Source organism: Cellulophaga omnivescoria, assembly GCF_001999725.1.
GTDB lineage: Bacteria > Bacteroidota > Bacteroidia > Flavobacteriales > Flavobacteriaceae > Cellulophaga > Cellulophaga omnivescoria.
This window is the reverse complement of record NZ_MDDP01000048.1, coordinates 1-13,311: the sequence shown is the minus strand read 5'-3', so window position 1 is coordinate 13,311 and position 13,311 is coordinate 1. Positions and strand designations below refer to the sequence as shown.

Here is a 13,311-nt window from a genome sequence, read left to right as displayed (position 1 = left end):
GTGTGCCAACTAGTTAGTAACCGCAATTAATTGCGTTTATTCAGCCATATTGGTAGTATAAACGCAATAATTACATTTTTCCTACAATATAAAAACATTTTTTGTAGTACAATTACAGAAATGTGTAATTGGCTTAAAAAAGAGTATAAATAGCACTAAAAAACCCATAACATACAGTTACGGGTTTTAATTTGTTTTTAGTAGCAGTCCATTAAAATACGGCCTTTGTTTTGGTAGTAACTCAGTGGCTTTTTTAGGTAATTTTTACAAATGGTATCTAAAACCGTAGTAACTTCTTTTTGCATACCTATAGAGCCGCAAATTAAAATATAGCCTTTGTTTTTAATAAGTTGGGCAACTTCTTTACCATTTGCCTCTAACAGGTTTTGCACGTATACTTTTGGGGTTTGTTCTCTAGATAATGCCAAATGCAAAGAGGTTAGTTTGCCTGCCTGCTGGTGTTCTTCTAATTGTTTTTTGTACAGCTCAAAAGATGCTGCTGTACGCCCACCCCAATACAAATGTAATTTTTTGTGTGCAGTGTTTTGGCGTATCATCCCTAAATAAGGGCCAATACCTGTACCAGTTGCTATTAACAGGGCTTCTTTTGCTTTTTTAGGCAAATGAAACGCCTTGTTTTTTACTATAGCACAGCTTATTTTGTTGCCTACAGCAAGGTTTTGTAACCTATTAGATACACTGCCTTTTTGGTGGCGTTTAACGCTTATAACAAGCTCGTTTTTATCCCATTTACCAATAGAGTATAAACGTTCTCTCTGGTCTTGTTCGCCCAAAATAGAGAGTAAATCTCCAGAGGTAAACTTTACTTTTTCTACTGGTTTTAGGTGTATACAAAAAGTATCGTCTGGGTTATTTTCTGCCTTGGTGTGTTTGGTTACAGTAAAAGCATAGGTTTTACGTTTCTTTTTACCACCAATGGCTTTTGGTAAACTTATATTTAAATTTTCTTGCTTGCTCCACGTCAACAACCACTGGTTAAAAGATTCTAAACTTTGGTTGTTTATGGTAAACACATCTGCCAAACGGTTGTTGTTTGGGTGTGCTTGCAACATAGTATCTACATCATAAGCAAATTTGCAATAGTCTGGGTATGCTAATGAGCCAAAACCTACAACCGAGTAGTTAAACTTTGCACCTTGCTGGTGTGTGTTTAAAAGTGCTTTAAACTTTTTAGCATTTGTTGGCGCTTCTCCTGTACCGTAGGTAGATGTCATTACCACCAAATGCTGCATATTTTTATAGCTTATATAGCTGTTTAGTTCTGCTAAATATGCTTTTTTACCCAAACGCAGTAACTCTGAGTACAACGCATTGGCAAAATAAAAGGTGTTTCCGTTTTCAGATCCTATAAGAATAACATAATCACAGTCGTCCTTTTTGTATTTATTTTTAATTCTAGATTTTCTGCGTTGTAACGTTATGCTAAAGCCCGAATACATAAAAAACAAAATACCAATAGAAGCCAATAACAAAACTATACTCCATACTATACTCCCCTGCCCTGTATGAAAAAGTGTGCTGTAATACGTTAATATTACATAAAAAGGATAGTTAACCTGACTAACAATATCACCATTAAATTGGTTTACTAAGTACTCCTTGTCTGTTAATTGTAGTAAAAAGTAACTTTCTGGAAAAGGCGCAAAAGGATATTCTATTTTACGAACCTGGGATAATTTAGTGTCTTTAAAAACTTTAAAATCTGCTACAGGAATAACTGGTTCTTCTGCAAACAAGGTGTCTTCTTGATGTACAATTTTTGCAGACGGTATTATAGAAAACTGTTCTAACGACAAATACACGCCTGTTAGCGTTATAACTAAAATAGGAATTAGCAACCATTTACCAAAAAGAGTATGGTAATACGGATTAAAGCTTTCTTTAACTATTGGTTTAAAAAAACCTGTAACACCACCTTGTTTTTTTAGAATTAGAAAAATACCGCTAATAGTTATTAAACAAAGTAATAATGAAGATAAACCTACAAAAAACCTACCTATACCTTTTAAAAATAAGGAACGGTGTAATGTGGTTGCAAACTTAAAAACTGCGCTAGACTCTTTTGGTGTGCCTAAACTATCTCCTGTTTTTGGGTCTATGTATATTATTTTATCTGTACCATCTTTATCTATTACAGATGCCGTAACCCAGCTATTTTTATCAATTTCTACAGATATAACCGCTGTATATTTTTGCTGTAGTGTGCTTGTAAATTCTGCAACGGTAATTTGGTTTAAATCTCCCGTGGTATATGGCTGTATACGATTGCTAATTGGTTCTAACGCTAATACAGAACCCGTTAAAGCTGCCAATAAAATAAAAATAGAAGAAGATACAGCCAACAAAAGGTGACTGTATCTCCAAACTGATAATGTCATAAATTAATTATTTCTGTGGTAACATACGTATGTAACGGATGTAACCAGTACCATCTACTTTGCTATTTACACTAGCAGAAGTAAGCTCAAAAGTTACATCGTCCTCCACATATTTTTGATCTTCTACAGCAGTTTCAAAACGTATTTTGTAGCCACTGTCTATTTTATCGTCATCAATTTTAATAACTTTAATAGCACGTTCTCCACCACTAATTGTTGCTCCTGTAATGGCATCTATACTTGGTTTATTTTTTTCAAAAAAGTTGTACCATTTGGTTAAATCATGGTACCACTCAGGATCATCACCCAATACATTTAAAGTCTCTACGTATTTACCTTCTGCATCTAATAAAGAAACTACAACGTAAGCACCTTCGCCCTCGTAATTCTTTAACTGAATCATACATTTATATTGGCTAGTTTTAGGAGCCGCTGTAAAAGCTGCCATAACAAACAAACCTAATATTGCTATAATTGCTACTTTAAATTTCATTACTTATTATTTTAAAAATTCAATTTTGTTTTTGTTTAAAAGTTCGTTCTCAGAGGCTAAGTCGTACACTGTTTCTTCAAACTCTGTTACAGCATCTTTTTTGGCTCCAACACTAATTAAATACTTAATTAAGTCTACATTATTAGTTGTCATAGCTGCCAAATGTAAAGGAGTAAGTCCGTTTGCATTTTTAGCATTAACATCAATCTTTAATGGTGTAATTTTAGCTAATAATTTTTTATTATTTTTAGCTACAGCCAAGTGTAAAATGTTGTTTTTTCCTTCTTGTACGTGAGCCATATTTAAGCCCTTAGCAGTTAATAAATCCCATTTTTCTGCAAATGCTTTTTCATTTCTTTTAGAGTATGAGTTTACTAAGTAGTATGCCAAATTGTTTCCTTTTTTATCTACCACATCAATATCAGCTCCTTTGTTTATTAAATAAGTAACAACATCTGCACTGTTATAAGCAACTGCATTAGTTAAAGCTGTTTGTCCATCTATATTTTTAGCTTTTAAATTTTTAACATCAAAAAACTTTACCACCTCTAAACTATTACGACTAGCAGCATTCATAAGCGGAGTATTACCTTTAGCATCGGCTTGGGTTGTGCTAACTCCTTTATCTATAAAGTAATTAAAAATAGCATTGTCTTTGTTACGGCCAGCCAAATTGTGCATTGGAGTAACACCATTATTATCTGTAACATTTGCGTTAATACCCAAGCTCTCTAAATACTTATAAAAAGCTAAACTATTACCAGGACCTCTACCACCTTCTGTAGCTACTAAAATAGCATTGCTACCGTCTGCATTAGTATCCTTATAAGCAACTCCTTTGTTAATTAACTGCTCTATAATTGCTTTATTACCTGTACGTGCAGCATAATCTACGGCATTATGCCCATCTTTATCTGTATGGTTTAGGTCTAACCCTTTTTCTAAAAAGTAGCTTAAATCTTTAAGATCTTTAGCACCACCAATTAATTTTAAAATAGCATTTGCGCCTTTAGGAGAAGTCTCTGTTATTTTTGCACCATTTGCTAGTAATAAATCATATAATTCTGGATTAGTTTGTCCGCCACCAGCAGCAAAAAGTAATACAGTACTACCTTTATCATCTACAACATCTGTTTTTGCGCCAAGTTTAATTAACTTTTTCATTAACGGTAAATTACCCTTCATAGCTGCCCAAAAAAGGTAAGTACGCCCGTCGTGCGTAACTTTATTTATATCGTTTTCTTTTTTAGTTAATAAATAGTCTACAACCTCTGCAGATGCACCTGCTAAAATAGCATTTGTAGTAGCATCAAAATTATTAGAGCTTAATGCTGTTGCACTGTTGCCTGCAGCTTCTTTTGCTTGTATATCTTTAACTGTAGTATTTGGCTTAAAAAACCCACGAGACCAAAAAACATTTGCGTCTTGTGCGGCAATAGTACCTACAAACAGTAGTAAAACAAGTGTTGTTATTTTTTTCATAATAAAGTGTATTTATAATAAATAAAGCTTATTTGTTTATTTAGACTTAGTATTGATAAAGCGCAAATATAAGAACTATTTTTATTTAGAATGATTAAAAATAGATTTTTTATTTAACAATTTTACAAGGAAGATTACAGTAGTTACATACGCTATAACTTTTAAGTGTTTACATTTGTATGCAACCAACTGCTACTGCAAAATTAAATTACTTTACCTATGAACATTGAAGACTTGCCTGGTACCTATGCTATTATGGGAAACAACCAAAATGCAGAAAAAACAACATATAAAGGCACACTAGTTTTAGCTTTAGATACAAATAAGCGCATAAAAGCAAAATGGTTAATAGGTAATGAACAATACCAATTAGGAACTGGTTTTTTTAAAGACAATATTTTGGTAATTAATTTTAACTACAAAGGCGAAGATAATGCTACCTACAAAGGTGTTGTGGTATACAAATGTATTAGCAAGGATATTTTAGATGGCTTTTGGTCTGAAAAACACGGAGATCCTAATTACCTGGGTGAAGAACGTTGCTTTAGATTAAAAGAAGCACAGGAATTGGTGAATTAGTGGTTATTTAACTAGCTTACTTGGTAAATAACCTATTGTTTTTTTAAAAGCTGCCGTAAAATGTTGTGGATTAGAGTAACCAACCTCGTAAGATACCTCTGCAATTGACAAGCCTTTTTCTTGTATTAATTCTTTTGCTTTTTGCATTCTAAGCTGAGTTATGTGCTTAAAAATGGTGGTTTTGTATACTTTTTTAAAATCGCGCTTTAACTTGGTTGTATTAAATCCTGCTATTAAAGACAAGTGGTTAATAGTTAGCTTTTCTTTTAAGTTTTGCTTGCAATATTTTTCTACCCTTACCAATGCCAAATAATCAGACTCAGATATAATTACCTCTTCTGCCACAGGATTTGCAGTTTTCATTAAAAAATCTATTAGTAAAACTGTTAGTCTGCTTTTTAAATAGTTTTCTTTTAAAATTCCCGTGTACTTACATTGCAAAATTTCATTAATTTGGTTTTTAAACTTTACCGTTATTTGTTTATTTTTTTTATAGTACAAACCCGGCTCTAAACTCTTTACTTTACTAAAAAACTGTTCTAAATTAGAATTAAAATTATCGCCAACTATTTTTTCTAAACCTTTTTGTGATATGTAAATCTCTAATGTTTTATGGTGTTTTCCGCTGTACGTTTCCTGGCAATTTAATAAAGGAACATAAAGCATATTACAGTACCCGTCAGGAATATGAGCTTTAAAACTAGAGGTGTTTTTATAAGTGTTTGTGTATTGGCCACGTAACGAGAAATGAAGCTTTATAACCGGACAGTTACCAGAAACATTTACTGTAAAGCCAGATGTGCTAGATGTACAGCTTTTACTAGCGGCTACTAAATTACTATTATGCACTAACAAATCTTCACCAATTATAATATTTGTGCTGTAAGGTATGTAGTCTTTTTTTAAAGCATTGTTGGTATTAGATTTTTCAACCTTATTTACACCAAAATTAACTTTAGTAGTATAGCTTTTTAAACCTTGCTTCATTATTTCTTAATGCGTTGTTTAAACTTCCGTTTGCGTTATTCGTTTCAGTTATCCAAAACTTAGATTTGCAAATCTAAATTAATTTAGACTAAGTCTTAATAAATATAAAAATTTTTTATTTGTATGTTAAAAATAGTGTCTGTTTTAAGTCTACTACTTTCTTTTTCTGCTTTTTCACAACAAGCAGACAATACAAAAAAGGGTACTGTTACCGGAACTGTTTATTTTAAAAACGGTATACCTGTTGCAGAGGCTACTGTTTTTACACAAAAACCAATAAAACACGTTTATACTAACGCTAAAGGCTTTTTTACATTACCAGATTTACCATATGGTAACCATACAATAGCCATAAAATATTACGGTAAAGAAATAGAAAAAGTAACCATTTTAGTAGATAAAAAGAATACAAAAATTAAGCACACCCTTAGCTACAATGAAGATAATGAGCTAAATGAGGTTTTAGTAAGCGGAAAAACTAAAGAAACCGAAATTGAAACTCAAGGTTTTGCCGTTAACGTAGTTAAAACAGAAGAAGCTAGTATTAGAAACATACAAACTAACGAGTTGCTTAACACTACCGTAGGTGTTAAAATTAGACAAAATGGTGGTTTAGGGTCAGATGTTAGTTATAGTCTTAACGGTTTATCTGGTAGTGCTGTGCGTATTTTTATAGACGGTATTCCTAGCTCTATGTATGGCTCATCATTTAACTTAAACAGCATACCTCCTTCTATGATAAAAAATATTGAGGTGTATAAAGGTGTTGTTCCTGGCCATTTAGCAGATGACGCACTAGGTGGCGCCATTAATATTGTGCTTCATAATGATGCTAAAACCAATTTAAACGCTTCAGTTTCTTACGGTTCATTTAACACTTTACAAGCAAGCGTAAATGGTTTATATAGGTTTAATGATACTGGCTTTACCGTAAAAACATCGCTTTTTCATAACTATTCAGATAACGATTATAAAGTATCTGGAAGAAGTGTTGTTGTTACCGGATTAGGTGGTGTACAAACCCCAATAACTGCACGTAGGTTTAACGACGCCTACAGGTCTACTGGTGGTATGTTGCAAATAGGTTATACAGATGTAAAATGGGCAGATCAGTTTTTTGTTGGTGTTACTGGGTCTGATGATTATAAAGAGGTGCAACACGGTGCATTTATGACAATTACGCCATACAAAGACAGGTTTTTAGAATCTAACGCACTACTTGCAAATTTAACATACCAAAAAAAGGATTTATTTACTAAAGGTTTAGATGTAACTGTTAACGGAATTTATGGTAAAAGAAACCGTACCGTTAATGATACCGTTTCTTGGGCTTATAGTTGGAATGGTGAAAGAGCTATAGATTTTAGAGGAGATGAGTACCAATACACTTGGAGGTCTCAGCAAGAAGGCGGACCAACTTTAGCTGCTATAAACAGAAAAGTAGGATCTATTAGAACAGGAGTTTCTTATGCCTTTAACAACAATCATAAAATTTTAGCCAACCACGTATATAGCGGAATAGACCGTGAAGATAGTGATGAATTGCGATCTGTTTTAGAAAACACATTTAAAGGAACTAGAGACTTACATAAAAATATTTTTGCCTTAAGTTATGAGTTGTCTGCTATAGAAAACAAATTAAAAACAAGTGCTTTTGGTAAATTATACCAACAAAAAACTGTAAATGTAGATCCAGAAATTGTAGAAGATGAAAATGGAAATGCGGTTGTTGTTGATGAAATAATTAGCAGCAACAAAAAGTTTACAGGTTATGGTTTTGCTGCCTCTTATGCCTTTTCTCCAAACTTTACACTTTTAACTTCTGCAGAAAAAGCTATACGATTACCCAATGAAACCGAAGTTTTTGGTAACGATGGAGACAATGTTGTGGCAAACCCAAGTATAAACCCAGAACAAAGTAACAATTACAATTTAGGTTTTAGGTTTGGTGCTTTATCTATAAAAAAACACAAATTTACAATTGGTGCTAATTTGTTTACCAGAAATATAAAAGACCGTATTGGTTTGCCTATAGAAACATCTTTAAATATTGATGACGAGTTAATACTTTATGTAAACCAAGGTAGCGGTACCTCTAAAGGTATAGATGCGCAATTAAATTATACGTTTAACAACAACTTTAATTTAAACTTTAACGCATCGCGTTTTAGTTTAAATATAGAAAACAATGGTGTAGAAATAGCTGTACCAAACACCCCGTTTTTTACTATGAATGGTAACATACGCTACTCTTTTAAAAATGTAATACAACAAAAATCTAGGTTAAACCTTTTTTATACAATGTACTTTACAGATGAATTCTCTTACCTACCACCACAAGGAAAAAATACTGTGGGTGATGAGTTTTTTAAAGTACCTACACAGCTTGTACAAGATTTTGGGTTAAGCTACGCTTTTCCTAACAAAAAACTAGTTGCAAGCTTTGATATCAAAAATATTTTTGACGAACCTGTGTACGATAATTTATCGGTACAAAAACCAGGTAGAGCTTTTTACTTAAAACTTAATTATTCTATACATAAATTTTAATTTTTTAAACATTATACAAAATGAAACGTAACTTAATACATATTAAATCTTTTGCGGTAGCATTTGCTACTTTAGGATTATTAGCTTCTTGTAGTAGTGATGACAATGGTGGTGATACGCCTACAACTCCAGAACAACCAACAGAAGGCAGATGGATAACTGTTGCTGCTGCAAAAATGGGAGACAATCCTGGAGATGGTAACGGTGGTACATTAATTTATTCTTTAACTAGTGAAGATGCTAAAGACCCTACTGTATCTATAGCTCCTTTTGATAACGGATTTATTGTACCGTCTAACAGAACTGCAAGGTTACAATCATCTGAAGATGGTAGTACTATGTTTAATATTAGCTATGCAGGTGATACCGGTGGTAACTATACTAAGTATACTGTAGAAGGTGGTCAAAATTTTACAAAAACAGGTACAGAAGTTAGTATTGCTCCTTACGTAGGTACTGCTCCTAGATGGATTAAGTTGTTTGATGGCGATAAAACAGGTTCTGCTGTTTATGTTTCTACAGAACACCAGTTTGATGATAATGGCACACCTGATGATGCTACAGACGATACATATTTACGTACAGAAGCTACAATGGGTGTTGTTACTTTAGACTTAGAAAACTCTGCTATTAAAAACTTTGAAGAGTCTAGCATTCCTTTAACTGCTGAAGAAGAAGCACAAGGATATTACATTTCTAGAATAGATATGCCTACTTTAAACGCTGCAGGAGACAAATTATACATTGGTGCTCGTTTAAGTAAAGTAGATCCTGCAACTGCTGAGTCTGACAGTGATTATGAAATTTTAGGTTCTAAAACTATTGTATTAGATTACCCATCTTTAACAAACCCTACGGTAATTACTTCTACCGTTGGTCACGGTAATACAAACGGATACCGTAGTATTAATGCTTTTTTATATAATGGAAGTGTTTACCAAGCTAACCAAAGTGATCCTAACGGTTCTCATATCTTAAAAATTGATGCTAATAACGAATACGACAATACGTACGATTTTAATTTAGATGATGCTTTAGGTGTAGAGGGTGCTTACATTTTAGCTTGGAGACCAGCTGCAAACGGAAAAGCTGTAGTTGCTTACCGTCATAATGGTTCTGAAGAAGGTATTTCTGGTAGAGGGCAAAGCTTTTTTGCTTTGGTTGATTTAAATGCAAAAACAGCAACAACGATAACTGAAATTCCTTACGAATTAGATTTTGAATTATTTCAGTACCAAGGTTTTGTTGTAGATGGTGATGATATTTACCTAACACAAGCTCCTGTTGGTAAAAACGGAAACATTTATGTGGTAAACACATTAACTGGTGAAGTTACTAAAGGCGCAGAATTGGTTAACACAACTGGTAGCCACTTTATTGGTGCTTTCTAGTATTAATACTAACGCATAAAAAAGTCCCTTATCTTTAATTAGATAAGGGACTTTTTTTTAACTATGTACTACTAAAAAATTAGTATATCAATTGCCGTTATACTTGGCATATATATTATCTAAATTTGTTAGTGAGTTTTTTAATTTTAAAGTTAACGCTTCTAAATTAGCTGTTTTACCAGAAGCTGAAAACCATAATTATTTAATACAACTTTGCCATTATTTTGCTTAAAATTTCCATTAAAAGTGTATGATATTGTAATTTTATCTTCGGGATTATTGCCTTTAAAAATCTCTTTTACACTTTCCCAGTTGTAATTTCTTAATTCTTCAATATTATCGGTTTCAATTCTAAAATCAGTGTGTTTTACTAATTTATTGTCTTCCTGCTTATCGCTATTTTGAGCGTAAGATGTAAAAGATAGTAATAATAGGGTTGCTATTAAACTGTTTAAGGTTTTCATAGTATACATTTTCACAAGTTAATTATACGCTGTATATCAGTACATAACATAAATTTAACAAATAAATTCTTTATATAAAATTAATAAAAAGAAAAGTTATACTACTATTTAAACTAGGTACAAGCTTCATTTTTTTTATGTCTGTATACCATTTATGATTTACCTACAGGCTACAGCCATACCTACTACCCTATTTTACAGCTATTAGGTTTTACTTTCTGTAATCGTAATCACAAAAAATAGCAAGCATTTTTTTGTCTTTACCTTGTTCTAAATAAAGCATAGCTTCTGTAAAATGTTGCTCATTACCATCTGCATCTGTAACATCAAACTCTAACGCAACATCTATCATACCTGTGTCTCCAATAGGCGTAATTTCACCTATTTTAAAATTTTTAATTACGGCGTCTTTTGGTATTTTATCTTCTTCACAATAACCACTCGCTATTTTTTGATAAACATCTTGACTAATTTGCTGCTCAAATGTTATTTTCTTATCACAAGAAACAATTATAAGAAAGAAAAGAATAACTAATAATGAGTGGCTTGTATTTTTCATATTTAATTTTGTTTAATTGGTTGTTATTAATTCTTCACCAATGTAACAAATAAAAAACACATACAATTGTGAAGTTTAAGATTTAAGTTTTTACATATAAATAATACTAAGTTACACTGTTGTTTTCTCTATAATTTTTAAAAAGTGGTTTTTGGTTTGCTCATTGGCAAAACAACCACCGTACTCTAATGTAGTAGTGTAACTACTTTTGTCTTTAATTCCTCTAGATGACACACATAAGTGTTTTGCACTAATCATTACAATTACATCTTCTGTTTCTAAAGTACTTTGTAAATCTTTTAGTATTTGTAATGATAACCTTTCTTGTACTTGCGGTCTGTGCGCATAATAATCTACCAACCTGTTTATTTTAGATAGGCCAATAACTTTATTTTTTGGCACATAACCAATGTGTGCAAACCCTGTTATTGGTAAAAAATGATGCTCACAAGAGGAGTCTATAGTTATGTTTTGCTCTACCAACATTTTTTTATAGGCATACTTGTTCTCAAAAACCGATAATTTTGGTTTACTCTTAGGGTTTAAACCATAAAAAAGCTCTTTTACATACATTTTTGCAAACCTATATGGTGTACCAGACAAACTATCATCTGTTAAATCTAAACCAAGCTCTTCCATTATTTTTTTAAAATGATGTTGTATGGCTTCTATTTTTTCTTCATCAGATTTTACAAAAGCATCTGCACGTAAAGGAGTATCTACGCTTGTAGCTATATGGTTGTCTCCTAGTATTTCTTTTTTTGTATTATCCATTATTCACACAACATTTATTGGTTTTACACTGGCAGAATTTTAAATTATAAATATGCAATGCTGCAAGCGCAAGCGCAACAACATAGGTTAGTATTTCTGGTAAAGAAAACAACTGTATTTTCTCGTTTACAATTAAAAAAAACAGGCTAAACCAACTTAACCACAACAAGGGTTTCATAAAACTTTTAGAGGTATTTTTTGTAGATTGATATACCGCAAAAAATGAAACAATTAAAAAAAAATAATCTAAGCTACTCCACCATACAGGGCTGGTTTCACAACCACCTGCAGCGCAAGTATGTGCTATAAAAATAAATGGTGTAGCAAAGCAATGTACCAAGCATAATGTACTTGCTAGTGCGCCAAAGGTATCTGGCTTTTTTAATATCAACTTCAAAATAAATTCTATTTAATGCAACTAAGTTGCAAATATAAGAATGTATTTGGTTATTGCAATATTGTTGCAATAAAAACATACGGTATTAAATAACAAAGCCTCTGAATAAAATACTCAGAGGCTTTATTTACTGATAAACAACCCACTAGCAAATTGCTACTTGCTACAAAAGGCTATTTTATATGTTATAATTTTCTTAGCTCTACTCTTCTATTTTTAGCTTTGCCACTGTCTGTAGTATTATCTCCTACAGGTTTTGTTTGGCCAAATCCTTCACTTTTTAAACGGGCTTCACTAATACCTTCTTCTACAATAGCCATTAGTACAGCTTGTGCTCTGTTTTTAGATAATTTTAGGTTAGAAGCCGCATCGCCTACATTGTCTGTGTGGCCTTCTATACTAATTTTTAAGTCCAAATTAGATTTCATCATCTTAGATATTTCACTAATAATTTCATAAGAGTCTGCTTTAATTCTAGATTTTCCAGTATCAAAATTAATATGTAATGTAGCAATACCTTTATCTGTAATTTCTTTAAAAATTTGGTCTGCTGTAACTTTTTCTATGGTTTGTACAAACGCTTTATTTTCTACAACCGAAATGGTTTTGGAGTTAGACGATACTTGAAAAGCTATTTTTTTATCTTCGGTTTTAAGCACATAAAAGCGTACAGGATGGTTTACCACATCTGCTCCATAAAACTCATGCATATGTTTGTAAATAGCATTAGGGTTATCGCCCCATTTTTTAGTTAACTCTGACGGTATTTGTCCTTCAAAAATTAAATTTGCTCCAATAGATTTTAAATATTCAGAAACACTTTTATCAAACAAATATTGTTGCCATTCTTTATCGCCTTCCATTTTTATTTGCATACGGTCTACTCTACCGTCTAGTACAAAAAACGTATTACCATCAAAAAACTCAAGCTTATCAAATTCAAAAGATTCAGACCCATCTTTGTCTACAATCATCCCTTTTGGTGGTGTAATGTACGGGTACGCACCAATATCTACTGTAGATGGGGTTACGGTGTCCCAAGTAAATTCTTTTTGGGTAGTTGTAGCTTCAGTTGTTTCATTTTTATTTAAAGCAGGAGCCTCTTTTTCTTTAGATTCTTGTGGCTGTTTAACCTCTAATTCTTTATTATTTTTACAAGAAAAAAAAGCGAATACCACAACCAAAATTCCAAGTTTAAGTATATTTTTCATAATTAATTATTTGATGTTTTTTATA

12 protein-coding genes are annotated in these 13,311 nt (G+C 32.2%); 3 read left to right on the top strand and 9 right to left on the bottom strand.

The window, feature by feature from the left end:
• Positions 1 to 197: 197 nt before the first annotated feature.
• Genes BFJ87_RS14270 through BFJ87_RS14260 form a run of 3 tightly spaced genes read right to left on the bottom strand, consistent with a single transcriptional unit; the run spans position 198 to position 4,374 of the window.
• Positions 198 to 2,399, bottom strand: a complete 2,202-nt coding sequence (locus tag BFJ87_RS14270; protein WP_077406053.1) for a PepSY domain-containing protein — start codon at positions 2,397 to 2,399, stop codon at positions 198 to 200.
• A gap of 7 nt (positions 2,400 to 2,406) precedes the next feature.
• Complete coding sequence (locus tag BFJ87_RS14265; RefSeq protein WP_077406050.1) at positions 2,407 to 2,892, bottom strand: DUF2271 domain-containing protein; 486 nt, start codon at positions 2,890 to 2,892, stop codon at positions 2,407 to 2,409.
• A 6-nt stretch (positions 2,893 to 2,898) separates the two neighbouring features.
• Positions 2,899 to 4,374 (bottom strand): ankyrin repeat domain-containing protein, encoded by a 1,476-nt coding sequence (locus BFJ87_RS14260; protein ID WP_077406047.1) that lies wholly within the window; start codon positions 4,372 to 4,374, stop codon positions 2,899 to 2,901.
• Positions 4,375 to 4,593: 219 nt separating this feature from the next.
• Here BFJ87_RS14260 and BFJ87_RS14255 point away from each other — a divergent pair, with 219 nt between their 5' ends.
• Positions 4,594 to 4,953, top strand: a complete 360-nt coding sequence (locus BFJ87_RS14255; protein ID WP_077406044.1) for a hypothetical protein — start codon at positions 4,594 to 4,596, stop codon at positions 4,951 to 4,953.
• Positions 4,954 to 4,956: 3 nt separating this feature from the next.
• Here the strand turns inward: BFJ87_RS14255 and BFJ87_RS14250 are convergent, their stop codons facing one another.
• On the bottom strand, positions 4,957 to 5,940 hold the full coding sequence (locus tag BFJ87_RS14250) for a helix-turn-helix domain-containing protein (RefSeq protein WP_077406041.1): 984 nt from the start codon (positions 5,938 to 5,940) through the stop codon (positions 4,957 to 4,959).
• Positions 5,941 to 6,063: 123 nt separating this feature from the next.
• On the opposite strand from BFJ87_RS14250, the gene BFJ87_RS14245 reads away from it, so the two are divergent.
• Entirely contained in the window at positions 6,064 to 8,490 is a 2,427-nt protein-coding gene (locus tag BFJ87_RS14245; RefSeq protein ID WP_077406038.1) for a TonB-dependent receptor, read from the top strand.
• A gap of 20 nt (positions 8,491 to 8,510) precedes the next feature.
• Positions 8,511 to 9,881: a hypothetical protein gene (locus BFJ87_RS14240; protein WP_077406035.1), complete on the top strand. Its 1,371-nt coding sequence runs from the start codon at positions 8,511 to 8,513 to the stop codon at positions 9,879 to 9,881.
• Positions 9,882 to 10,042: 161 nt separating this feature from the next.
• Here BFJ87_RS14240 and BFJ87_RS14235 read toward each other — a convergent pair whose 3' ends face one another.
• The 5 genes from BFJ87_RS14235 to BFJ87_RS14215 form a co-directional block, all read right to left on the bottom strand.
• Positions 10,043 to 10,345 (bottom strand): hypothetical protein, encoded by a 303-nt coding sequence (locus tag BFJ87_RS14235; RefSeq protein ID WP_077406032.1) that lies wholly within the window; start codon positions 10,343 to 10,345, stop codon positions 10,043 to 10,045.
• A 211-nt stretch (positions 10,346 to 10,556) separates the two neighbouring features.
• On the bottom strand, positions 10,557 to 10,904 hold the full coding sequence (locus tag BFJ87_RS14230) for a hypothetical protein (protein ID WP_077406030.1): 348 nt from the start codon (positions 10,902 to 10,904) through the stop codon (positions 10,557 to 10,559).
• Positions 10,905 to 11,015: 111 nt separating this feature from the next.
• Positions 11,016 to 11,678: a GTP cyclohydrolase I FolE gene (gene folE, locus BFJ87_RS14225; RefSeq protein WP_171974520.1), complete on the bottom strand. Its 663-nt coding sequence runs from the start codon at positions 11,676 to 11,678 to the stop codon at positions 11,016 to 11,018.
• Positions 11,671 to 12,075 carry a MerC domain-containing protein gene (locus BFJ87_RS14220; RefSeq protein WP_077406024.1) on the bottom strand — a complete coding sequence of 135 codons (405 nt, stop codon included), beginning with the start codon at positions 12,073 to 12,075 and terminating at the stop codon, positions 11,671 to 11,673. The genes folE and BFJ87_RS14220 overlap by 8 nt, the downstream gene beginning before the upstream one ends.
• A gap of 185 nt (positions 12,076 to 12,260) precedes the next feature.
• Positions 12,261 to 13,286 (bottom strand): OmpA family protein, encoded by a 1,026-nt coding sequence (locus BFJ87_RS14215; protein WP_077406021.1) that lies wholly within the window; start codon positions 13,284 to 13,286, stop codon positions 12,261 to 12,263.
• Between the last annotated feature and the right edge of the window lie 25 nt (positions 13,287 to 13,311).

Coding starts and splice junctions, on each gene's coding strand:
- BFJ87_RS14255 (WP_077406044.1), top strand. CDS start 4,594: ATGAACATTGAAGACTTGCCTGGTACCTATGCTATTATGGGAAACAAC.
- BFJ87_RS14265 (WP_077406050.1), bottom strand. CDS start 2,892: ATGAAATTTAAAGTAGCAATTATAGCAATATTAGGTTTGTTTGTTATG.
- BFJ87_RS14230 (WP_077406030.1), bottom strand. CDS start 10,904: ATGAAAAATACAAGCCACTCATTATTAGTTATTCTTTTCTTTCTTATA.
- BFJ87_RS14260 (WP_077406047.1), bottom strand. CDS start 4,374: ATGAAAAAAATAACAACACTTGTTTTACTACTGTTTGTAGGTACTATT.
- BFJ87_RS14270 (WP_077406053.1), bottom strand. CDS start 2,399: ATGACATTATCAGTTTGGAGATACAGTCACCTTTTGTTGGCTGTATCT.
- BFJ87_RS14215 (WP_077406021.1), bottom strand. CDS start 13,286: ATGAAAAATATACTTAAACTTGGAATTTTGGTTGTGGTATTCGCTTTT.
- BFJ87_RS14240 (WP_077406035.1), top strand. CDS start 8,511: ATGAAACGTAACTTAATACATATTAAATCTTTTGCGGTAGCATTTGCT.
- BFJ87_RS14245 (WP_077406038.1), top strand. CDS start 6,064: ATGTTAAAAATAGTGTCTGTTTTAAGTCTACTACTTTCTTTTTCTGCT.
- folE (WP_171974520.1), bottom strand. CDS start 11,678: ATGGATAATACAAAAAAAGAAATACTAGGAGACAACCATATAGCTACA.
- BFJ87_RS14250 (WP_077406041.1), bottom strand. CDS start 5,940: ATGAAGCAAGGTTTAAAAAGCTATACTACTAAAGTTAATTTTGGTGTA.
- BFJ87_RS14235 (WP_077406032.1), bottom strand. CDS start 10,345: ATGAAAACCTTAAACAGTTTAATAGCAACCCTATTATTACTATCTTTT.